At 46.5% G+C, this 23,034-nt stretch carries 23 protein-coding genes; 14 read left to right on the forward strand and 9 right to left on the reverse strand.

What is annotated here, in order from left to right:
• Positions 1–20: 20 nt before the first annotated feature.
• Positions 21–1,430 (reverse strand): PTS system trehalose-specific EIIBC component, encoded by a 1,410-nt coding sequence (treP, locus tag AXG56_RS13255; protein ID WP_026577790.1) that lies wholly within the window; start codon positions 1,428–1,430, stop codon positions 21–23.
• 364 nt (positions 1,431–1,794) lie between these two features.
• Here treP and AXG56_RS13260 point away from each other — a divergent pair, with 364 nt between their 5' ends.
• From AXG56_RS13260 to AXG56_RS13275, 4 genes are all read left to right on the forward strand, one after another.
• Positions 1,795–2,982: an MFS transporter gene (locus AXG56_RS13260; protein WP_008639946.1), complete on the forward strand. Its 1,188-nt coding sequence runs from the start codon at positions 1,795–1,797 to the stop codon at positions 2,980–2,982.
• A 48-nt stretch (positions 2,983–3,030) separates the two neighbouring features.
• Positions 3,031–3,579, forward strand: coding sequence for a cysteine hydrolase family protein (locus AXG56_RS13265; protein WP_062514960.1), 549 nt, complete (start codon positions 3,031–3,033; stop codon positions 3,577–3,579).
• A 201-nt stretch (positions 3,580–3,780) separates the two neighbouring features.
• Entirely contained in the window at positions 3,781–5,142 is a 1,362-nt protein-coding gene (locus AXG56_RS13270) for an MFS transporter (protein WP_008639948.1), read from the forward strand.
• A gap of 91 nt (positions 5,143–5,233) precedes the next feature.
• The gene (locus AXG56_RS13275) at positions 5,234–6,175 is read left to right on the forward strand and encodes a rhodanese-related sulfurtransferase (protein ID WP_008639949.1); all 942 of its coding nucleotides are present in this window, start codon (positions 5,234–5,236) and stop codon (positions 6,173–6,175) included.
• A 43-nt stretch (positions 6,176–6,218) separates the two neighbouring features.
• On the opposite strand, the gene thiD is transcribed toward AXG56_RS13275, so the two are convergent.
• A complete protein-coding gene (gene thiD, locus AXG56_RS13280) occupies positions 6,219–7,022 on the reverse strand; it encodes a bifunctional hydroxymethylpyrimidine kinase/phosphomethylpyrimidine kinase (RefSeq protein WP_062514961.1) in 804 nt (267 codons plus the stop codon).
• A 140-nt stretch (positions 7,023–7,162) separates the two neighbouring features.
• On the opposite strand from thiD, the gene AXG56_RS13285 reads away from it, so the two are divergent.
• The 4 genes from AXG56_RS13285 to AXG56_RS13300 all read left to right on the forward strand — a co-directional run bounded on the left by AXG56_RS13285 (position 7,163) and on the right by AXG56_RS13300 (position 10,565).
• Positions 7,163–7,516: an MGMT family protein gene (locus tag AXG56_RS13285; RefSeq protein ID WP_008639952.1), complete on the forward strand. Its 354-nt coding sequence runs from the start codon at positions 7,163–7,165 to the stop codon at positions 7,514–7,516.
• Positions 7,509–8,456, forward strand: coding sequence for a PD-(D/E)XK nuclease family protein (locus tag AXG56_RS13290; protein WP_008639953.1), 948 nt, complete (start codon positions 7,509–7,511; stop codon positions 8,454–8,456). Before AXG56_RS13285 ends, AXG56_RS13290 begins: the two co-directional genes overlap by 8 nt.
• A 66-nt stretch (positions 8,457–8,522) precedes the next feature.
• Positions 8,523–9,158 (forward strand): SDR family oxidoreductase, encoded by a 636-nt coding sequence (locus AXG56_RS13295; protein WP_008639956.1) that lies wholly within the window; start codon positions 8,523–8,525, stop codon positions 9,156–9,158.
• Positions 9,159–9,302: 144 nt separating this feature from the next.
• Positions 9,303–10,565 (forward strand): tetratricopeptide repeat protein, encoded by a 1,263-nt coding sequence (locus AXG56_RS13300; RefSeq protein WP_008639959.1) that lies wholly within the window; start codon positions 9,303–9,305, stop codon positions 10,563–10,565.
• A gap of 30 nt (positions 10,566–10,595) precedes the next feature.
• On the opposite strand, the gene AXG56_RS13305 is transcribed toward AXG56_RS13300, so the two are convergent.
• Entirely contained in the window at positions 10,596–11,471 is an 876-nt protein-coding gene (locus AXG56_RS13305) for a 5'-3' exonuclease H3TH domain-containing protein (RefSeq protein WP_008639961.1), read from the reverse strand.
• 194 nt (positions 11,472–11,665) lie between these two features.
• Here AXG56_RS13305 and AXG56_RS13310 point away from each other — a divergent pair, with 194 nt between their 5' ends.
• Together AXG56_RS13310 and AXG56_RS13315 are read left to right on the forward strand one after the other, a co-directional pair.
• Positions 11,666–13,186, forward strand: coding sequence for an aldehyde dehydrogenase family protein (locus AXG56_RS13310; RefSeq protein WP_062514963.1), 1,521 nt, complete (start codon positions 11,666–11,668; stop codon positions 13,184–13,186).
• Positions 13,187–13,209: 23 nt separating this feature from the next.
• Positions 13,210–13,578, forward strand: coding sequence for a DUF779 domain-containing protein (locus tag AXG56_RS13315; protein ID WP_008636865.1), 369 nt, complete (start codon positions 13,210–13,212; stop codon positions 13,576–13,578).
• A gap of 74 nt (positions 13,579–13,652) precedes the next feature.
• On the opposite strand, the gene AXG56_RS13320 is transcribed toward AXG56_RS13315, so the two are convergent.
• Positions 13,653–14,366 carry an alpha/beta fold hydrolase gene (locus AXG56_RS13320; protein WP_008636864.1) on the reverse strand — a complete coding sequence of 238 codons (714 nt, stop codon included), beginning with the start codon at positions 14,364–14,366 and terminating at the stop codon, positions 13,653–13,655.
• The gene (locus AXG56_RS13325) at positions 14,363–15,094 is read right to left on the reverse strand and encodes a hypothetical protein (RefSeq protein WP_062514964.1); all 732 of its coding nucleotides are present in this window, start codon (positions 15,092–15,094) and stop codon (positions 14,363–14,365) included. Before AXG56_RS13325 ends, AXG56_RS13320 begins: the two co-directional genes overlap by 4 nt.
• Positions 15,095–15,221: 127 nt before the next feature.
• On the opposite strand from AXG56_RS13325, the gene AXG56_RS13330 reads away from it, so the two are divergent.
• A complete protein-coding gene (locus tag AXG56_RS13330; protein WP_008636861.1) occupies positions 15,222–16,229 on the forward strand; it encodes an NADP-dependent oxidoreductase in 1,008 nt (335 codons plus the stop codon).
• Between the two features lie 92 nt (positions 16,230–16,321).
• Here the strand turns inward: AXG56_RS13330 and AXG56_RS13335 are convergent, their stop codons facing one another.
• The 4 genes from AXG56_RS13335 to AXG56_RS13350 all read right to left on the reverse strand — a co-directional run bounded on the left by AXG56_RS13335 (position 16,322) and on the right by AXG56_RS13350 (position 20,029).
• Positions 16,322–17,137 (reverse strand): STAS domain-containing protein, encoded by an 816-nt coding sequence (locus tag AXG56_RS13335; protein ID WP_008636860.1) that lies wholly within the window; start codon positions 17,135–17,137, stop codon positions 16,322–16,324.
• 157 nt (positions 17,138–17,294) lie between these two features.
• Positions 17,295–17,663 (reverse strand): thiol-disulfide oxidoreductase DCC family protein, encoded by a 369-nt coding sequence (locus tag AXG56_RS13340; protein ID WP_008636859.1) that lies wholly within the window; start codon positions 17,661–17,663, stop codon positions 17,295–17,297.
• 33 nt (positions 17,664–17,696) lie between these two features.
• On the reverse strand, positions 17,697–19,427 hold the full coding sequence (pabB, locus tag AXG56_RS13345; protein WP_062514965.1) for an aminodeoxychorismate synthase component I: 1,731 nt from the start codon (positions 19,425–19,427) through the stop codon (positions 17,697–17,699).
• Positions 19,424–20,029, reverse strand: coding sequence for an aminodeoxychorismate/anthranilate synthase component II (locus AXG56_RS13350; protein WP_008636857.1), 606 nt, complete (start codon positions 20,027–20,029; stop codon positions 19,424–19,426). Before AXG56_RS13350 ends, pabB begins: the two co-directional genes overlap by 4 nt.
• Before the next feature lie 177 nt (positions 20,030–20,206).
• Here AXG56_RS13350 and AXG56_RS13355 point away from each other — a divergent pair, with 177 nt between their 5' ends.
• The 3 genes from AXG56_RS13355 to AXG56_RS13365 are packed head-to-tail and all read left to right on the forward strand — an operon-like array spanning position 20,207 to position 22,921.
• Positions 20,207–21,559: a HAMP domain-containing sensor histidine kinase gene (locus AXG56_RS13355; RefSeq protein WP_026577777.1), complete on the forward strand. Its 1,353-nt coding sequence runs from the start codon at positions 20,207–20,209 to the stop codon at positions 21,557–21,559.
• Positions 21,537–22,157, forward strand: coding sequence for a response regulator (locus AXG56_RS13360; RefSeq protein WP_008636853.1), 621 nt, complete (start codon positions 21,537–21,539; stop codon positions 22,155–22,157). The genes AXG56_RS13355 and AXG56_RS13360 overlap by 23 nt, the downstream gene beginning before the upstream one ends.
• A 41-nt stretch (positions 22,158–22,198) precedes the next feature.
• On the forward strand, positions 22,199–22,921 hold the full coding sequence (locus tag AXG56_RS13365; protein WP_008636852.1) for a Bax inhibitor-1/YccA family protein: 723 nt from the start codon (positions 22,199–22,201) through the stop codon (positions 22,919–22,921).
• Positions 22,922–23,034 lie beyond the last annotated feature (113 nt).

A 23,034-nucleotide genomic window follows, 5' to 3' on the forward strand; every position in this document is an offset into this window, starting at 1 on the left:
CCACCGATTCTTTTTCATTTTTAAACGTCTTGCTTCCGTTTTGCATACAAGTAAGTTCCGACAAGCGGCAGCACGATGACGATTGCCATACCAATGAGGAAGTCTCCCCAATACTCCGGGATGATGGAGAAGATACCCGGCACTCCTCCGACACCAATCGAGCTTGCCAATACACCTTGAGATGAAATATATAAACCTGCAATTGCCGAGGATGCTATAGCGATAACGAATGGATATTTAAATCGTAAGTTCACTCCGAATAAAGCTGGTTCTGTAACGCCAAGCCAAGCAGATATACCGGAAGACACACCAAGACCCTTCAGTTTATCATCTTTCGCAGCGAGCCAGATGGCAAAAGCAGCTGACCCTTGTGCAATATTAGATAGAGCGAGCATCGGCCAGAGGAATGTCCCTTCTGTACTTCCTACCAGCTGAATATCAACAGCCAGGAATGTATGGTGCATCCCCGTGATGACGAGCACTCCGTATAAACCACCATAAATCAATCCGCCAAGCCAAGCAAAGGAGTTAAAGATGGAAACAAGACCATCTGTAATCGCATTCCCTACGGCGAACGTTACCGGCCCGATAATAATGAATGTAAGGATACCTGTTACTAATAGTGCTACAGGGCCGACAACAAGCAGCTGAATACTGTCTGCCACCCGCTTTCTAAGGAATAATTCAATTTTCGTCAATAGATAGGAGGCAGCCAAAACCGGCAGTACTTGTCCCTGATAACCGATTTTGTCGATTTCCCACCCGAATAAGTTCCACGTCGGGACATTTCCTTCCGTTACAGCGTCCCCGTATGCCCAAGCACTTAAGAGGTCGGGGTGAACAAGCACGAGACCGATAACAATACCAAGGATGGGACTCCCACCGAACTTCTTGACAGCTGACCAACCAATGAGACCCGGCAGAAAGGCGAAAGCCGTATTCGCAATGATAAAGATCATGTTTGCAAGGCCGGACCACTGCGGGTACACATCGATGATGGACTGGTCATCCCAGAAGATTCCTGTCGCTGTCAGAATGTTATTGATTCCGAGCAGTAAACCCGCTGTTACAATTGCCGGTAGGATTGGAATGAAGATATCCGCCAGCGTCTTGATGGCACGTTGCAGCGGATTCATCTTTTTACTGGACGCTTCCTTCACTTCCTCCTTCGATGCTTCTCCCACCCCTGCTAAAGCAATGAATTCTTTGTAAACTTTCTCCACTGTTCCTTGACCAACGACAATTTGAAATTGACCGTTCGTCGAAAAGGACCCTTTGACTGCGTCAATATTGTTCAATTTTTCATGATCGACAATGCCCTCATCATGAAGGGCCAACCGAAGACGCGTGACACAGTGAGTAGCTGCAGAGAGATTTTCCTTTCCACCGATCGCCTCTAAAATCTGCTCTGCCTGTTTTTTGTAATTCATACCGTTACCTCCCTAGTTTGGAATACCAATGCCAAAAACCGAGAAACCGCTTACGAAACAGAATGTCGGTAACCGAAGGCGATGTATTTATAACCGTATTCATACTAGTACCCTACTTCGGTTTCCAAAAATCGCAAATATTAAACGCTTCCAAAAACAACTTGTATATACATGTTCTATTGCAAGTATAACTTGTATATACAGGTTATGCAACCGCTAACATCATTTTCATTTACAAACGATAAGCAGAAGACTTTAAGTAGAAATGGAACTGTGCTATATATGTTTAGGGTAACGAAATAAATAGGAAGAAGGGATATTTATCCTGACTAATGAAACGCAAGCGAAGAGAAACCTATGGATTATGTGGTTTGCTAACTTTTTCATTGCTGGTAGTATCACAATGGTATTACCTTTCCTTTCTTTATATATAGAAGAACTCGGAAATTTCACGGATGCTTATGTCCAGACGTGGTCCGGCTGGGTCTTCGGTGTCACGTTCGTCACCGCCTTCCTCTTCTCCCCTGTCTGGGGGAAAATCGGGGACAGATACGGCAGAAAGAAAATCCTAATTCTATCAGCTTCCGGGCTGGCCGTTTCGGTTTTTCTGATGGGCTTCGTCACAAGCGTCTGGCAGCTGTTCCTGCTGCGGATGTTTATGGGTATATTCACCGGGTTCATCCCGATGTCCCAGGCGCTGATTTCCACGCAGACACCGAAGGATATTGCCGGCCAAGTTCTCGGTACTCTGCAGACAGGAAGCATAACAGGCAGTCTGCTTGGCCCGATGCTCGGGGGATGGATCGCCGATTCAATCGGGTACGCGACAACATTTCAGTTCGTATCGATTACAGTAGGGATCTCTGCTTTCCTCGTCTTATTCGGTATAAAGGAGCAGCGGGTTGTCCAGGAAAGCGAGGATGAGAAGTCCAGCTACAACTCAAAAGAGGTCATTCTGCACATTGTCAGGCACCCGATCCTGCTGATGGTCATGATTATCTCTTTATTTGTTCAAGTAGCTCACTTCAGCATCCAGCCAATCCTTTCCTTATTTGTAGGTGATTTACATGGACCGGAGAATTTGGCTCTGTTCTCAGGAATCGCCTTCTCCGCTGCAGGTCTTGGTAACTTGTTGATGGCTAAGCGCTGGGGAAGAATTGCCGATCGGGTCGGGTATATCAAAATTATGATTGCTCTCCTATTCATGGCGGGTATTGTTTATTTTCCCGCCGCTTTCGTAACGAATATCTGGCAGCTGGTTGTACTTCGCTTCCTATTAGGAGTATCCATCGGCGGCATCATACCAGTGCGCACAGCGTACATCCGTCAGGAAGCCCCTGTCGCCATGCAGGGAGAAGTGTTAGGCTACAACACCAGCCTGCGCTTTTTAGGAAACATCATCGGCCCTGCAATGGGTGGTATGATCGCAGGAGCTTATGGATTCTCCATGGTATTCTTTGTGACGAGCGCTCTCCTGATCGCCTGTGGTACGGTAATGTCCGTTGTCGTTAAGAAGAAATCACATGCCATGAAGGAAGCGCCGACCTATTAACCCTCCTGTTCTGCTATGATAGAGTCAAACGATATATGGAGGGATTGTATGGATCGTGCATTACTTATCATCGATTATACAAACGACTTTGTAGCAGATAACGGCGCCCTTACATGTGGAAAGCCCGGGCAGGAGATAGAGGGATATGTCACGGATTTGACCACGTCCTTTCTGGAGAAGAAAGAGTTCGTCATCTTCGGTGTCGATCTGCATGAAAAGGATGACATCTATCACCCGGAAACAAAGCTTTTCCCGCCGCATAATATCCGCGGAACGAAAGGCCGGGAACTTTACGGGCGCTTAGCCGAGGTATACGAATCGGCCAAAGCTTCTCCATTTACCTATTGGATGGACAAAACGAGGTACAGTGCTTTTGCCGGAACGGACTTAGACATGCAGCTGAGGGCACGTGGAATACAAGAACTCCATCTGGTCGGAGTCTGCACCGATATCTGTGTACTTCATACAGCAATGGATGCTTACAACTACGGATATGACATCCACATTCATCAACAAGGAGTCGCAAGCTTTAACAACGTCGGACACAACTTTGCTCTGAAACATTTTGAACAGACGCTTGGAGCAGTTCTTCATTAAAAACAACGCCCATCCTTATAAAGGACGGGCGTTGTTTTTGGCTGTTCAGGGTCCACACATCTTATAGCACAATAGGCTTTGAAGAGAAGACGAAAATAGCGCGAGCGTCTTATTTCTCTCCTGATCCACCCGTGTGGTATAGTATGTCGGGTATTACAGGGACTTTTCTTTCATTAATAAACGATGAGGGAGGTCATCAACATGGAAACTCTATCTCGTCCCTCCCAATCTCATTTCCGTACGGTTTTTGTCCTTAGTGCAGCCGTGCTGATTGTGGTTATGAATACAACGATGTTCAACATCGCCTTACCAAATATATTGCGTGAATTTACTTTGCTGCCATCCGAGGGAGCTTGGATCGTCTCAGGATATTCAATTGTTCTGTCTATCTTCACTATTACCTTCACGAGACTGTCCGATTACCTGCCGATTCGTAAGCTGCTGACTATCGGAATTACTATCTTCAGCTTCGCTTCCATTCTAGGTTTCTTCGCTGAAAGTTACTTATGGCTGATGATTGCACGTCTTTGTCAGGCAGTCGGAGCTGCGGCAGTTCCTGGTTTATCCATGGTCTTTGCCGGCCGCTATATTCCTGCATCCCGACGCGGAAGTGCCTATGCTTTAATTGCTTCCTCCACTTCGTTAGGCTTCGGCCTTGGGCCGGTTATAGGGGGGGTGGTCACGGATTACCTGGATTGGAACTATTTGTTCATCGTCACTATTCTAGCTGTGGGCGTCCTGCCTGCGCTCTTCCGACTCATGCCGAAGGAAACGACAGGCAAGGGGCGGTTTGACGGGATCGGTGCCTTCTTATCCGGGAGCAGTGCTACGTTCTTTCTCTTGTATATATCGAGCTTCAGCACAGGATATTTACTGGGAGGACTGCTCACAGCAGCACTCCTGTGGCTTCGTATCAACAAAACAGATACACCGTTTATCCAACCTGAGCTGTTGGCTGATGCACAGTACAGAAAAATATTGATATTGAGCTTTCTTGGGTTCACCTTACATTTCGCAGTTCTGTTTCTTATGCCTGTCATGTTGGAGCAAGTGTACGGTCAAAGCGCTGCGGCTATTGGTTTCTTTATTTTCCCCGGTGCGATTCTCTCTGCAGTTGCTGCCATATTCATCGGGAGGATGATTGATGCTTATGGGAATATCCGTGTGCTGATTTTATCCCAGTTACTGCTTTCCATAGCAGCATTGGCCTATTTCTTACTCGCCGGCCTCCACCCTTCTATGATCATGATCGCCTACATGTTCACAAGTTTCGGTTTCTCCAGCCTATCGTCCAGTTCTACGAACGAAGTATCGCAGATTCTTCCTAAAGAACAGATCGGTGCAGGAATCGGCTTAAAACAGCAGGTTCATTTCATTGGAAGTGCTACAGGATCAGTCCTTGCCGGAATTCTGCTCGAGATGCGTCATGCCCCTTATGGAAAAGAAGACTTCGACCTGCCCTTCGGCATGCTTGTCTTTCTAATGACCTTGTCTTTCTCCACCTTCCTTCTTTACGCAAAGAAAAAGAAAGCGATGGAAAAAGTTCAAACAAGTGACATTTGATTTTTTAAACGTAATTTAATATGATGGAGTATGGACATTTCTGTTATTAATGAGTTTTAGTTTATAGATTTACATTTAGGAGGAATCATATATGAGCTCAAAAGATTATCGAGTTCTGCTGTATTATAAGTATGTCGACCTTCCTGACTATGAAGAATATTGCAAAAACCACTTGAAATTCTGTAAGGATCTTGGGCTGAAAGGACGTATTATCGTATCCCACGAGGGAATAAACGGTACGGTTTCCGGAACAGTCGAACAAGTGGAAGAATATATGGACTATGTGCGCTCCGATGAGCGTTTTGCTGATATTCACTTCAAAATCGATGAGCACGACGGACATGCATTCAAGAAAATGCACTGCCGCGTCAAACCGGAGCTCGTCAACTGGAGCATCGATGATGACGATATCGATCCGAAGACTTTCGGCGGCAAACACTTGAAGCCGAAAGAATTCAACGAATATTTGAAGGACGAGAACACCATCGTCATCGATGGTCGAAACGAGTACGAATACCGAATTGGACACTTTCGTAACGCCATCCGCCCGGATGTAGAGACATCACGCGAATTTCCGGAATGGATTGCTGAGAATGCAGATCAATGGAAGGATAAGAAAGTCCTTACGTATTGCACCGGAGGAATCCGCTGTGAGAAATTGACAGGAATCCTTAAGAAGAATGGTGTAGAGGACGTCTATCAACTGGAAGGCGGAATCACGACTTACGGAAAAGATCCGGAAGTCAAAGGTGAATTGTTCGACGGTAAGATGTATGTCTTTGATGAGCGCATCTCTGTTCCGATCAACCAGGTTGAAGAAAAAGTCATTGCAACTTGCGAGCATTGCGGAAAAGCAGAAGACCGCATGATCAACTGCAGTAATCCGGTATGTAACCGTCAGTACGTCTGCTGTCAAGACTGTGAAGAGAAACACCATGCCGCATGTACAGCAGAATGCAAGGAGCATCCGGAAAATCGTTGGGATGTTGAACGTAAGAAGCAGATTGATAAGTACGATCGTATTAACGGATAATGAAAATCCCCGCCCTGTCATCAAACACAGGGCGGGGATTTTTTTAATCTTTTTTTAATCGATGGGCAGCGTGAAAGGTCGAACCGATGCCGCGGTCGAAGGATAATGCATAACGAATCGCTGTTGTCACAAACGATTTCGCACGGCGGACCGCATCCTCTACAGAACTGCCTTTCGCTAATTCAGCTGCAATCGCTGCGGAATAGGTACAGCCGGCTCCACTCGTATGGATGGTCTGGACTCGTTCCGACTCAAGCTCCGTGATGCTCGTACCATCATATAAGATATCGACAGCTGGATGTCCTTCCAAAGCACCGCCTTTAAGAAGGACGTAAGAAGCGCCTAATTGATAGAGGTCCCTCGCCATCATCTTCATATCGTCTGGGTTCTCAGGGACAGGGCTATTCACCAAACGGGCGCCCTCCTGAAGGTTCGGAGTGATAATGGCAGCCTGCGGAATCAACTTCTCCACAAGCGCTGCGATAGCTTCATCCTTTAGCAGCTGGGAACCCATCTTTCCGATCATGACAGGGTCGACGACGACGTTCGACACATTCGCTTCTTTTATAAGTCTTGCTGTCAGATCAATAATGTCTTCCGTGAATAACATCCCTGTCTTAAGAGCATCGACGCCAACATGTTCCAAAGAAGCATGGATCTGAGCCTCCACTGCTTCTAAAGGCTGTGTGAAAATCCCCTGCTTTGTTGTACTATTATTTGCGACTATGGCCGTTACAGCGCTCATGCCATAGACATCGAACTCCTCAAAGGTTTTTAAATCAGCTTGTATGCCCGCGCTCCCTTGAGCTGCTGAGCCGGCGATACTTAACACTTTCGGTACACTCATAGACGTGCCTACCCCTCTCTTCTTTTCCTATTTCCTAATTGTATCAAATTGTAAGAACGCTCTGCTAACGGAATGGATTCCCCCTCCCCCGCCTTTTTGTTAGGATAGAAGGTGAAAAAGCTAGAAAAGGAGATTCTTCATTGAAACCTTTTACCGAGAAAGTCCTGGCAATTATTCAAAAGATACCAGAAGGGTCGGTCTCGACTTACGGACAGGTGGCGCGCCTTGCAGGAAACCGGAGAGCAGCCAGACAAGTATCGCGCATTCTCCATGCGATGAGTGATAAATACAGCCTGCCTTGGCATCGAGTCGTAAATAGAAACGGAGAAATTGTGCTCTCAGGAGAAGAGCGCGCTCACCTTCAGCAGCTCAAACTTGAAGCAGAAGGAATGACGGTCATCCATGGCAAGGTTTCACTTAACACCTACCAGATCCAGGATGAAGTTGTTCTGAGCTCCTTATCAGATGAAGAAGGATGGTTAGACGATGTTTGAAGTGAAGCCTTACCCGGAATTATCCTGGTCCATATCCAGACATAAAACGATGCTTCAATGTTTAAGAAAGTACGCCTATGACTATTACGCTTCCCACAACGGCTGGTTAAGCCAGTCTGACAGTTTGGCGAAACAAGCTTATCGGTTAAAGAAAATAACGAACTTGGAAATGCATTTCGGAAGCGTTGTCCACGATCTGATCTACCAGACTATCCAACAAGTCCGTAAAGAAGGAACATTCCAATCCGAGGAAGCTTTTACAGAAGAAGTGCGTCATCACTTGAATAGAGGTTTTATCGAATCCATTAAGAAAGAGCATTTATGGATGAATCGTCCGAAGCACTTTACCATGCTTCATGAAATCTATTACAGCCAACAGCAAAAGCTCCCGGAACAAAAAGTGAAGAAAATTACCGGCCGTCTTCAAAATACAGTGAAGAATTTCTACGCAAGCCAGACATTCGCCGACGTGCTGAAGAAAGATCGTATGGAGTTCATTGATGCAGAAACGTTCCGGTTCATGAAGAGCGACGGCGTCAAAATATTCGTCGTCATGGACCTGGTCTATAAGGATACATCCGAAAACAAATGGATTATCGTCGATTGGAAAACAGGTAAATCGTCAGAAGAAGACCGGAATCAGCTCGCCCTGTATGCACTCTACCTGAAGCAGAAGTATGACATCGAATCCCTTGATGACATCATCATACGAAATGAATACCTTGTGGAGGGTACGTATGTGGAGCACCAACTGACCGAACAGGATTTAATCAATGTCCAAAACCTCTATCAAGTAAGCATGAAAGAGATGCAGCGTTATTTGGAGGATCCGGAAAAGAATGCTCCCCTTCCTCTGCAGCAGTTTCCAATGCAGGATAATCCGCGTATCTGCGCCCATTGTAATTACCAGGAATTATGCTTCCCCGACTCCCATGTTTAACCCTTTTCCGTTCCGGCTACATAAAGAGTAGTCTTGAATAACCATAAAAGGAGTCGTGATTTTCACATGAAAGTACTAGTTGCAGGAGCAAACGGTCATACAGGTCGTCTTCTCATCCAATATTTAAAAGAAGCCGGCCACGAACCTTACGGACTGATTCGTAAAGAAGAGCAGAAAGCGATAGTGGAAGAGCTGGGCGGTATCCCTGTCCTTGGCGATGTGACGCGTTCTGATGTCGGGCATGCCGTTAAAGGAATGGATGCCGTCATGTTCGCAGCCGGTTCCGGTTCCAAAACAGGCGATGATCAGACGGAAGCAGTCGACCGGGATGGTGCCGTCAACCTGGCGAAAGCGACGGAAAAACTCGGCATTAAAAAATTCATTATGCTTTCAGGAATGGCGGCCGGTGAGCCGGAACGCGGTCCGAAAGAATTGGAATTCTATATGAAAATGAAGGGCGAAGCAGACGAATACCTGAAGACGACGGAACTCGATTACACCATTGTCCGTCCAGGCGGCTTAACTCATGAGTCCGGTACAAGTAAGATTAAGGTAGGAGATAAATTAGAGAGCGGCACGATATCCCGTGAAGATGTCGCGAAAACAATGATTGCAGCCCTGCAAGAGCCACAGGCCTATCACAAAACTTTTGAAATGATCGAGGGAGACACCCAGATTGAAGATGCATTAAAATCTCTATAAAAAAAGGACAACCCAGCCTTCTTCCGGCTGGGTTTTTCTCGTGCTCCCAAATCCAAAAACCAACCTACACACTCGGAAATGATTTGCATAGAGGTTTTTTTTGTTATAATGTGTATACTTGGCGGCCAAAAGGGAGTTGTGAACATGAAAGGTACGTTGATTAAACAACATCGCAAATTTAAGAATATGACATTGGAAGAATTAGCTTCTGGAATTTGCTCAGTATCCTACTTAAGTAAAATTGAACACAACACAATAAACGCCAGTGACGAGATCTATCGTTTATTAGGACAACGTTTGAACATCAAACTGACCGATATTAACCAAGACTTCGATGAACGTATATATCAGGATCTTCTTGAATGGCACGAAGCAGCACAGATGAGGGACTTTCCACTAATGAAGAAGATGAAGGAGAAGTGCAGAATCTCCCTTGAGGACAATAAGAACATTCTGCTGGTCAACCTTTTCAACGTCATTCTGGTAAGGCATGAAATGACGATGACTGGAAACCCGATTCCTGAACAAACGCTTAAAGAATTGAAAGATATCGTGCAGGATGCTTCCAGTGAATACAGATTTTTCTTCTACAAAACTGTCGGTATTCATTACCTCCTTCAAGGAGAATTACGTGAAGCACTTCGGCATTTCCGTGAATCAAAGCGGTTAATGTCTACCCTTCCTTGGAAAGAAGGAGAAGTTTATTACCATCTTGCGCTAACCTACTCTAAAACAAGGTCCTATGTAGAATCCACTTACTATGCTTTTCTAGCCTTGGAAGAATACAAGTCCAGTCTCCATTATTCACGAATGGTGGATAATTACATCATCATCGCCATCAACTACAATTCCCTGGGAGTATTGGAAATTGCAGAAGAATTTCTACACAAAGTTTTAAAAGTGGCAAAATATCATCTTCCCCCCGTGGAACGAAGGCGCATCTATCACAACCTCGGTACCAACTACATCTACCAAGAGAAATATGACCTGGCCTTTGAATATTTAAACAAAGCTTATGAAATCCCTACAGAAGAAAGGGACTTCATATCAGGTACCATCTATCTCCTTGCGCTTACCAGCTACCAATCCGGAGATATGGACTTGTGTAAGCAATACATCAGAGATGGGGAAATAGAATCCGAGAAAGATGGACTTCTTAAATTCCAACATAAGTTTTATATATTGAAGAACCGCATCCACGGAAAGACCCGTGACGATGCTTTCATCGATAAATTAGAAAACGAAATCATCCCTGATTTTCGCAGGCTGAACGAATACAAGGACTACAAGGAAGCAGTGGAAATGCTGGCGAACCTGTATTATCAAAAACGAATGTACAAAAAAGCGGCAACGTACTATAAAGAAGCCAACAACTACAAACTTACGCAAAAAGCTGACCTTGTATAAAAAAAAACGGAAGCAAAAGCTTCCGTTTTTTTATACACCGACGATGTTCTTCTCCCAGTTTTTAAACTCCAGCTCCTCAAACTTCGCTTTCATCTTACCATCATCAATGTAGAACAAAGCATCATCTAACGAACAATCCACGTCCGCTTCACAATGGATGGCTGCGAGCTTCCGCGACAGATGAAGCATATCGAGATTCTGTTCAATTTTCGTCTTTTGTCCTTTTGTAAGAGCCTCGATATTCTCAAGGATTCCCTCGATGGTTTCATATTGGAGCAGCAGCTTCAAAGCCGTCTTCTCCCCTATTCCCTTAACGCCTGGATAATTATCGCTCGTATCTCCCATCAACGCTTTCAAATCGATCATCTGTGCGGGGGTAATCCCCTTCTCCTCTAAGAAGGAGTCTTCATGATATTCCGCATAATTGCCGTACCCCTTCTGAAGCAGCACGACACTTACATTCGGTCGAAGCAATTGAAGAAGATCCTGGTCCCCTGTGAGCAGGAAAACTTGGGAATGCTCGCTGTACACACGGCTGAGCGTCCCCATGCAATCATCCGCTTCATAACCGACCTGTCCAATGTTCGGAATATCCAGCGAAGCCACTACTTCCTTCGCAAGGTCGAATTGTGGAATCAACTCTTCCGGTGGTCCTCCGCGGTTCGCTTTATATTCTGGATACAAATCGTTACGGAACGTTTTACTGCCCATGTCCCAACAGCACACGACGTGTGTCGGCTGATACGTGTCGATCGCACGGAACAAATGCTTCATCATCCCATATACAGCATTCGTAGGGGTACCTTTGCTGTTGATCATATAGTAATTACTCATCGCTGTCGCATAGAAAGCCCGGAATAAGAGTGCCATTCCGTCGACGAGTAAAATTCTGTTTGTAGTCGTCATCTTACCCTCTCCTTTATAAACCTATTCTCATTATAACAGGGATAAGCAGTCGTTCGTATCAAAATATTCTCCCCCATCTGCTTAAAATTGACAATTTTCTGATAAAATGATACGTTCAAGGAAAGCACCTGAGTAATTACATAACTTAATTTGCAAGCGTTTGCATTAAATTAGAATCGGGAGGATGAATGAAAATGGTCTATGCATTTCCGAACACAGAAGGCTCTCCGGTACAATTCAAAGAACGCTATGATAACTTTATCGGAGGAGAATGGACGGCACCCGTTAAAGGGCAATACTTCGAAAACGTCACACCGGTGACCGGCAAATCCTTCTGCCAAGTAGCTAGGTCGACAGAAGAGGACATAGAACTTGCACTGGATGCCGCTCATAAGGCGAAAGATGCCTGGGGGCGGACATCTGTGACCGAACGGTCGCTCATCCTGAACAGGATTGCCGATCGTATGGAAGAGAACCTTGAAAAGCTCGCCGTCGCAGAAACATGGGAAAATGGGAAGGCGGTTCGGGAAACGCTGAATGCTGATATTCCTCTTGCTGTAGATCACTTCCGCTACTTCGCTTCTGTTATCCGCTCTCAAGAAGGAACCATCGGCGAAATTGATGAAGATACGATCGCTTACCATTTCCAAGAGCCGCTTGGAGTCGTCGGGCAGATCATTCCTTGGAACTTCCCGATTCTAATGGCGGTTTGGAAAATTGCACCTGCACTTGCTGCCGGGAATGCTATCGTTCTGAAGCCGGCGGAGCAGACGCCTTCTTCTATCCTTTACCTGCTGGAAATGATTGAAGACCTGCTGCCGGCTGGTGTATTGAATGTCGTAAACGGCTTCGGACTGGAGGCAGGCAAGCCGCTCGCCCAGAGTCCGCGTGTCAACAAAGTCGCCTTTACTGGTGAAACGACGACCGGGCGGATGATCATGCAGTATGCATCCCAAAACATTATCCCGGTAACCCTCGAGCTTGGCGGAAAATCACCGAACATTTTCTTCGAGGACGTCATGAGGGAAGATGATGACTTCCTTGATAAGACAATAGAAGGAATGGTGCTATTTGCATTAAACCAGGGGGAAGTCTGTACATGTCCTTCCCGCGCCTTGATTCAGGAGTCTATCTATGACGAGTTCATGGATCGTGCTGTCAAACGGGTGAAAGAGATCAAGACAGGCAACCCGCTCGATCCGGAAGTAATGATGGGAGCCCAGGCATCTTCTGAACAATTGGAAAAGATCCTCTCTTATCTGGAGATTGGTAAAGATGAAGGTGCAGAATGCCTTGTCGGAGGAGCCCGTAATGACATCGGCGGCGACTTCAAAGAAGGATATTATGTCCAACCGACCATATTCAAAGGAAACAACAATATGCGCATCTTCCAGGAAGAGATTTTTGGTCCTGTGTTATCCGTAACGACCTTCAAAGACAAAGAAGAAGCAATGGCCATTGCCAATGACACCCTTTACGGCCTTGGAGCCGGTGTATGGACCCGTGATATGAACACCGCCTATCGTTTCGGTCGTGGCATTGAAGCAGGACGCGTGTGGACGAACTGCTATCACTCCTACCCTGCCCACGCAGCATTCGGTGGATATAAGATGTCCGGAGTCGGCCGGGAAAACCATAAGATGATGCTGAGCCATTACCAACAGACGAAGAATATGCTCGTAAGCTACAGCCCTAAGAAACTTGGATTCTTTTAATCTGAAGCAAAGGAGGAATGACCATGGTGGAACGTGTGAAAGCGACAGCGGAGACGTATGAACTGCTGAATAAGCTGAAAGCGAAGCACGGACCAGTCATGTTCCATCAATCCGGGGGATGCTGCGACGGCAGTTCTCCTATGTGTTATGAAGAAGGGGATCTTTTGATCGGTAGTCAGGATGTGCTGCTCGGCAGCATTGATGATACGCCCTTCTACATGAACAAGAAGCAGTTCGATTATTGGAAGCATACGCAGCTGATCATTGATGTCGTGGATGGCCGGGGCGGAATGTTTTCCTTAGAGGGTGTAGAAGGCAAGCGTTTCCTGACGCGGTCCCGGGCCTTTACAAAAGAAGAGCTGGAAGAACTGAAGGAATCCGAGTCCGTCTAGATCAATTCCACGAAATGGATATCGAGGCAGTCTAAAAAGAGGAAGGAATTCAACCTTCCTCTTTTTTTATGCTTCTAGTACTCTTCGAATTCTGAGAGAAAACGTTCCAGTAGATTTATATACCACTCCGGCTGGTCGTTATGGACCAGGTGCCCGGCAAAAGGGAGGACAGCTGTATGGATGTGATCATAGCCGGAAAAGAGGTGAGCTGCTTTCACTTCCGGTCCATTCTGTTCTCCGGCAAGGTAAAGCGTCGGAACTCCAATTCCCGGCAAAGCCTTCGTTAAGTAAAAGGGATACCAGTTCTCTTCCCTGGATAAATAGATCAGCTCCCGCCAATTCGTATTATGGAGCTGATTAAAGTATTGAACAAACGCTTCTTCCCGCAGGAGCTTCCGTTGATGGTCGACCTCCTGACGGTGCATGTCGCTCCACTTCTTTGGTTTTACTGCTTGAATTCCGGAAATAGTAAGGCTCTTTACGCATTCCGGATACTTGCAGGCAAAACTGAGAGCTGCGAGAGATCCTAACGAACTGGCAGCTATATGTACCGAATCTAATTTGAGTCCGTCCAGTGTTTCCTTTAAATCCTCGCCTGCGTCTTCGAAGTAATTGGTAAAATCACCGCTGAATGAATTCCCGTGTCCCCGCAGATCAGGTCTAATTACCTTAAAGGACTTACTGAAGTGCTCCGCATGCTTTTGGAAGTCACTACTGCCTGTCTGAAGACCGCTGTGCAGAAATACAAGCGGATCGCCTTCTCCTTGAATATTGGTGTACAGCTTCATTTACCGTCTCCCCTTTTTCTCCATTCATAAACGTATTTCCTTCCCGTCTGGATTCCACCTGCTTTACGGAACACTTTTCTCATCGGTATGTTCCCAGCACTTGTCGAACCCACACTATAAGACGCTCCAAACTGTTCTTTTAATAGATGCAGCCCTTGTACATACAAAGGCAGACTTTTCTCCCTACCTCTTTCCTCCGGTACGAGACCGAAATAAAAGAACCTGCCTTCCCCTTCTTTTCCCGGCTCAAGGTGAGGCATGAGGACACCGATCGGTTCCTCTTCCTCATAAGCGATCAGGCAGCTGTCCCTGTAAGTTGGGCCGAGTTCATTTGCGACATTGCGCATCTGTTCCTCCATCGACATGGTGGAAGGGGCATTGGGGGAGCCGGCCATCGTTCTCTGCCATGTCTTTTGAAACACGTGCGGCGGGACATCATGGATGGACCTCAAGATAAAGAGAGAGATTTCCTTTCCCAGCTTATCCAAATCGAAACGCACGAAGATTTTTTCTTCCAAGAAGGTAAATCCGAGGTTCTTCAACCGGGTTTCTACCGTATCATTCATTGCAGAAAGGAGGACACGGACGGAGGAACACCTCCAGATGGAAGCGTCCTTGGACAAAGCTTCCAACACCTCCAACCATTCCTCCGGATCCTCCTTTACAATGGATTCAATAACGATGAAGGATTCCCCCTGTATGTAGGACACCTTTTCCCTCCAGTTCATAGACCCACTCCTTGATCAGTGAAAAGTAAAAATAGAATTAATAGTTCAACTTCCTTTGATATGAGCGGATGATTTCCCTCTCGGTAAATTACGAGTTACCATTAAAAATATGAAAGGAAGTGTTAAGATGAATCGTGAAATTCAATTAGTTCAAAGACCTGAAGCTGTGCCAACACATGAACATTTCAAAATGGTCGAAACACAAACACCGGACCCGCAGAATGGAGAAGTACTCGTCAAGCTGCTCTACGCATCTGTAGACCCATACATGCGAGGCAGAATGAATGATACGAAATCCTATGTTGCGCCGTTCCAACTAAACGAGCCACTAGAAGGCGGCGTGGTTGCGGAAGTCGTAAAATCAGAAAGCGATGCTTTGAAAGAAGGCGACGTCATCACTGGAATGCTTCCATGGAAGGAATACGTGATTGCCAAGGCCGATCAAGTACGTAAAGTAGATACAAGCCTGGGGCCTGTGACAACATCTCTTGGAATTCTAGGTATGCCTGGATTGACGGCTTACTTCGGACTCATGGATATCGGCCAGCCGAAACAAGGCGAAACACTTGTCGTATCCGGAGCTGCCGGTGCCGTTGGTTCCGCAGTCGTCCAAATTGGTAAGATCCAAGGACTCCACGTTGTCGGAATCGCCGGATCTGATGAGAAACTCGCCTACGTGAAAGACACGCTCGGCGCAGATGAAGTTATCAATTATAAGAAAGAAAACGTTGCGGAAGCATTAGAGAAAGCATGCCCGAACGGTGTAGACATCTACTTTGATAACGTAGGTGCCGACATTTCTGATGCGGTTTATCCGTTGCTTAATAAGTTTGCCCGCATTTCTCAATGTGGTGCCATCGCTTCTTATAACGTACCGAACGACCAAGGTCCGCGCATCCAGATGCACCTGATCAAATCCAGCGCGCTTCTTAAAGGCTTTACTGTAGGCGACTATGCAGATCGTTTCTCTGAAGGATTCGAATACTTGTCCAAATGGGTGAAAGAAGGAAAGCTCACCTATGAGGAGACGATTGTGGACGGTTTCGAGAATCTTCCTGATGCATTCTTCGGATTGTTCGAAGGGAAAAACCTTGGTAAACAACTGGTGAAAGTTTCTGAACCATCTTCTAAATAAAAGATAAGACAAGGGCCGTTGGAACAGTTCCAACGGCCCTTTCATTATAAAACAACTTTCACCCTTTTCCAATTTAAGGGTGTTGCAGACTGCTAGACATGTCTGTACATTCCGATTTCCTCCAAAGCCTGGTGCAGCCCAGCCTTAGTATGGACGTGAGCAAAGTCAATCCCCATATCCACCAGCGCTTTTGCCGTTTCCGGACGCAGACCTGTCAATGTTGCGTGGACGCCGACAAGCTCGAGAGCATGTACGACCTGATAGATATAATGAGCAACCACTGTATCGATGACCGGCACTCCTGACACATCGATAAAAAGAAAATCCAAATCCAGTACGGTACTTTTATCAAGTGTGTGTTCCATCATCCACTGCGCTCGTATCGTATCGACTTCCCCGATTAATGGCAGTACAGCCACTCCTTCTGTAATCGGTACGACCGGCACAGATAACTCTTCCAGACGCGTCTCTTTCTTTTCTGTCTCTATCCGGATATTCTCTAAATATACCTGACTGAAGTATAAGGCGACCTTGTCGATCAACGGATTGACAACTTTACATACTTGAAGAATCGAACTCGGGGAGAACCGATTGCCTTCGATCTGGGTTTCGAAAACTTCCCAAAGGGCCCGGCGGACAAATCCGATCGTCTGAAGTGATTGATCCAGCGAGATACCGGCTTCCACTTTCCTCTCCGCCGCCTCTTCCGCCCAACGAAACACTTTGTCGTCTACTTGTCCGCTCCCATTCAGAAGCGCTTCTCCGAGATAAACGAACAGTTTCTCCCAGGCAGCTGTTTTGTTATACCCTCTCGGAAATTCCGATCTCCCAATCTCTTCCACCTTGTCTGAGAGCATGACATGGTCGTTTATTAATTTCTCACCGATATACATGTACTCCGTATTCATCATGCATACTCCTCGCGCGGTTATTATTTTGATATAACAAATGTAACATAGATTACCTCCCTTTTAATCCCTTTAAGAGAAGAAAAATAAACTTTATGAACAAAAAAAAGCATCTTTCAAGAATGGAATTCTCCTTGAAAGATGCTCCCTTACCTGCTTATTCATATCTAGGGATATCATAGCGTCCGAACCATTGGTGGCGATGATCGGAAACGAACCGGTAGAGCGGGGAACCGATGGTGCTCATCCCGGGTAGAGATAACAGTATACCGAAAACAGAGAACAGCGGAAGGGCCAGCAGCAGTTTGCGGATTGTATGGAACCCCTGAACGATTTCTCCTTCTTTCGTCAACATATGAATCTCTTCCAGAACAGGTCTTCCTTCCAGATAAGGATACCTGTCTGTTTTCTCCGTTTCCTGAACAGATACCCATTTAATACGATTCTGCCAATCGAATGCTCGGAAAGTCTTCTTCACATAGAAACAGAATGGACACTGTGCATCATAAAAAACAATATGTTTCATGACCCCAAACTCCTTTGTTAACCTATGATCATCCTATTCAAAATCCACCCGAATCCACCCACGCACGCTGTTGACCATCCAAACTTCTTCAAAACCGGAGAGGGATGGTTTCTCCAGCACTTTCTCCTTGATCACTCCTTCATGTAGCAGCTTTGCTCTGAATGTCCCGGCAAGCAATCCACTGGAGACTGGAGGCGTATAATACTTCCCCTTATCCTTGACAACGAGATTAGCGAACGTAAATTCCGTCAATTCCTCTCTGGAATTCCATAGTAAAGTGGCGAACATCCCCGGTTTCTGATGCTGTTCGTAAACAGTCCTGTGAGTCGTCTTATGATAAAGAAACGGATCATCCTCATCCACCGCCTGATCGGCAACACCGCAGACGACAGGCCCATGAGGCGGGTCAATAGAATGTACTTCTACAGTACTCTCCCCGTTTCTATCCACTAGTAAACGGACTTTAAATGCTCCATGCGGATGAAGGCGCATCTGCTCTTCCAGCTTGCTCTTCACCGAAGATTCATCCAGACGAAAATCAAAATAATCTGCTGAGTGGCTCAATCTTTGAAGGTGGTAAGAAAGCAGATCCATCCTTCCATCCTCCAGGCGCATCGTTTCCAAAAGCCGGAATTCAGGACGATTTTCCTTCAGCAGTCTCGCTTTCGTATGAAGTTCTTCATACTCTCCCTCCGACGTTGAATCCCACGTCACTCCGCCGCCTGTACCATACACGGCCTTATCCCCTTCCAACATGACCGTTCGGATCGGTACGTTAAAGACAGCCTCTTTCTTTGGTGTCATATATCCGATCGCACCACAATAAACGCCTCGCGGGGACAATTCCAGCCGGGAAATATACTCCATCGTACGAACCTTAGGAGCACCAGTGATCGACCCGCATGGGAACAACGCTTGAAAGATGTCACCCATGCGGCAGATGTCAGGAAGCTCCGCTTCTATCGTTGATGTCATCTGATGAACGGTGGGATATGTCTCCACATCAAACAATCTTGGCACTCGTACCGAACCAGGACGGGCAATACGGCCGACGTCGTTCCGGAGCAGGTCAACGATCATCAAGTTTTCCGACCGTTCCTTTTCTGATTCCACCAACTGCCTCTTCCTCTGTTCATCCTCTTCATAAGTTCTCCCCCTCGGAGCCGTACCCTTCATCGGTTTTGTCGTGATAGTCGAACCGTCAATCCGGAAGAACAGTTCCGGAGACGCAGACAGGACGCGTCGTTCTCCCATATGCAGATAAGCACTGTATTTAGCGCGCTGATTTTCAACTAGCTGACGGTAAAAAGCATAGTCCTCCCCTTTAATCGCCGCTCTTAATCTGGTCGTATAGTTCACCTGATAGGTATCTCCACGCTCAATTCCTTCCTTGATCTTCCCTATCCCTTCTTTATATGTCTCATAATCACCGATCGGCTGCCAATCAGAGACAGAGAAAGAACCGCACCTGTCTTGATCGCCACTGTCTTCCACAGGACCATCATAGACGCCGAACCAGACTAAGGGCCAATCTGTCTCCGTGTGAACAGTAAAGGACTCGTCAAAGGCCGGAGCTGCCTCATAAGCAACATACCCAGCGACGTAGTACCCCTGATTAAGCAGCTCGTCTACTCGTGCAAAGATCTGCTGGACTTCTTCCACACTCGCTGCGGTCAAAACTTCAAGAGGATGCCGGAACCATTGAGGTGTGACCTTTCCTTCCTTGTCCGCAAACTCAAACAACAGGGAGCCTTCTTCGATCATATGCCGGCCACTTCCAAGGACGCACGTTTAAAAACAACCGCCTGACGATACGCACGCTCAAGCATCTCCATCCCAAACTCCGTCAGAATCGATTCCGGATGGAACTGGATCCCTTCAACAGGCAGTTCACAGTGCCGGACAGCCATAACTACTTCATCCTCTGAGACCGCACTAATTTCAAAGACTTGCGGCAGCCTGCTCGTGGATGCTTTCAGGGAGTGGTAGCGGGTCACCTTGATCCGCTCCGGAAGATCACGGAAAATCGTGCGCCCGTCATGTGTCATTTCCGTCACTTTCCCGTGTACGGGCTGCTCTCCCTTTTCAATCACCCCTCCAAAATGCTCCACAATCAGCTGATGCCCAAGGCAGATGCCGAGAATGGGAATGGTTCTGCTGCAAAGGGTAAGAACTTCCTTGGCTACACCTGTTTCTCCCGGATTTCCAGGACCTGGCGCCAGCACAATTAGTGTAGGGTCCAGTTGCTGTACCTCTTCCGCTGTCACTTCATCATTGCGGAAGACGCGGACATCCTCCTCCATTGTTTGAAAATATTGGGCTAAATTATAAGTAAAAGAATCATAGTTGTCGATGATCACAATCATAAGTGTCGTTCACCTTTCATCCTCTTTTTTTGAATCCATTATACTATGCCTGCAGAAGATTGGTAGGACCGATCTTCAAAATCTCTTCCCTTCTGCCCTTTATTGGAAAAAAGATCGTAAAAAGCAGTAACCTGTATTAAAATGTAGAGAAAGATATACGATGATTAGGGGGATATCATGTTCAAAGAAGTCATACACTCGAAGAGCATCTGGCTGCAGGTCGCTCTCATCCTCATCGGTGCAACGATGCCGCTCTGGCTCACGGTCGAACGATCCGGGCTCGCATCCGTCCTTGAGGATTTGGATGAGACGCCTTCCGGAAGTACCTTAATGCTCGCCGCCTTCGGACTCGTCTTATTAAATACCATCAGGGCTCTTCCTCATTACCTTGGAGCCTTACTGCTTGGAGATGAGCTCGGGGATAAGTTACAGCGCCCGTGGCTGAAAGTAGTCATCCCGCTTCTTATCATTCCTCTTGTCTATGCTGTCATCAACGGGTATAATTCCATAAACTATTATTTTGGCGGACCGGCTCTTTTTCTACTTGTCTCCATTTCCATACTCCACTTTCTTGGAAAAGGAAGGCTGCGGCCGCTGTTCAAATCGATTTTGTTCATTCAACTGCTGTTCGGAGCCCAGTGGCTTGATATGGTTCTGTTCCTGACCGCTTTCGGATTCGGCGGCGGGGAGATTTCCCTTCAGGTGAAGGCAGCAGCGGAAGCACTCGGGTTCGGAACGACACTTAATTTCTACAGCCTCGTTTTCTTCCTTGTTTTTGTTACCAATGCGACGGTTCTGGGCGTTTATTTGATCGTCTCAGAACAGCGGACAAAAATGAGGCAGGATCTCGATATCGCCCGCCTCGACATGGTGGAATCAAGATCAGGACGGGAAGCTCTGCACCTAGTGCATGACTTGAAAACACCTTTATCCTTAATGGAAGGCTTAAATTCTCTCATCCAGATGAAAACGCAGGATGAGGACATTCGGCAGTACACACAGAAGATTTCCGCCTCCATTCAATCTACCAGTGATATGGTCTCGGAAATCCTCTATCATGAGAAGAAGAATTGGTGCTCTTTGAAGACGTTCATCGAATACGTCCGAGCCAATAAATTATCGGATGAACCGATCTATCAATTTGAATTAGAAGCGAAAGAAACGATTGAAATTTACATTAACAAGATACGAATGACGCGAGCGCTGGTGAACTTGATAGATAACGCAAGCGATGCCGTCGCCGGGAAGCAGGACGCCAAAGTCATTATCGCCACTAAGGTATCCGGTAGTAACATCCAGATCGGTGTCAAAGACAATGGGCACGGGATCAGCCAGGCAAATATTAATAAAATATGGAATGCCGGATACAGCACCAAATCACACCCAGGCGTCGGACTGACCTTTGTGAAGAATGTCGTTCAGGAACATGGCGCTGACCTTTCTATTGAAAGCCAGCAAGGGGAAGGAACAGCATTTTGGATTCATTTACCGAAGGAGAGAGTACGAGATGAAAATATTGATCATGGATAATGATGAATCACTGCGGTATATGCTGACAGAGTTTTGCAGGCATGCCCAGTGGGAATCGGATACTGCAGAGAACGGCCGTCAGGGAGTGGCTAAATTCCTGGAAAATTCCTATGACGTCATTCTGGTAGACTATCATATGCCGGAGATGGACGGACTTCAAACCGTACGGGAGATCCGCAAACACAATTCGGTGGTACCCATTCTTGTATTGACGGTGGATGAACGGCAGGAGATCGCAGACAAATTCCTGGAAGAGGGAGCGACGGATTTTGCCTTAAAACCGGTAAAAGCACCTGATTTGATTTCACGAATCAAGCTTCATGCCCAGATTGCCAACATGAAGCTCGTACAAGAGGACGAAGAGGATGTCTTTACCGCGAAAGGTATCAGCCGCGGTACGCTGCAGTCGATTTCCGATTTTCTCAAGAAAAACAAAGAACCGTATCCGGTCGACTATATTTCCAAAGAGATCGGATTGGCCTATCCGACGGTTTATCGTTATCTCATGCACCTTCTGGAAGAAGGAAAGGTCAAGCAGGTCGTCAGTCATCAAAAGATCGGCAGACCAAAGAAATTGTATCAGTGGTACGCTCATTGATGCAGGGAACGATCTCATATATCGTATAAAGGAGGAAGAACATGCGCAGTGGAAATCCCATTTTAAAGAACGATACGTTTCAACGCCGGGGTGAGATGGGCGCGACGATGACCCTAGGGGGTACAGTAGCGAAAATCGCACTCTTATTCCTTTTCTTATTAGGAACAGCTTTCTATACATGGTACCAATATACTCAAGGCGTCGACGTAACGATGATGATGATGATCGGAGTGATCGGCGGATTGGTGTTCGCCATCATAACAGCATTCTTTCCTAAAGCGGCACCCGTAACAGGGCCGATCTATGCGGCATTGGAAGGTTTCTTCATCGGCGGTATTTCAGCCTTTGCCGAGGGAGCATACTCGGGGATTGTCATCCAAGCCGTTAGTCTCACCTTCGCCGTTATGGCAGCTCTGTTGTTCCTTTATGCCACAAGAATAATCAAAGTGACACGCAACTTCCGACTGATGGTCGTTTCCGCGACGTTCGGAATCCTAATTGTTTATTTGATCAATTTCATCATGAATTTCTTCGGTGCCTCGGTCCCCTATCTTCATTCCAGCGGACCTGTAGGTATCGGAATCAGTTTGTTCATCGTAGCGATTGCCGCACTGAACCTTGTTCTCGACTTCGATTTCATAGAGCAGGGAGTCAACCGTGGTGCGCCGAAGCACATGGAATGGTACGGAGCCTTCGGTTTGATCGTAACGCTCGTATGGCTCTACATTGAAATTCTAAGACTCCTTCAAAAAATAAGACGATGATTACTAATAAAGAAGCAGCCCCATACCGGGGCTGCTTCCAGCAATTTTTATAGGATAGGGCTGCGGATAATGGAACGCTTTCCAAGAGGCGATCCATTATCCGCAGCTTCTCT

Origin of the sequence: Halobacillus sp. KGW1 (genome assembly GCF_001592845.1) — a bacterium.
Classification (GTDB): Bacteria; Bacillota; Bacilli; order Bacillales; family Halobacillaceae; genus Halobacillus.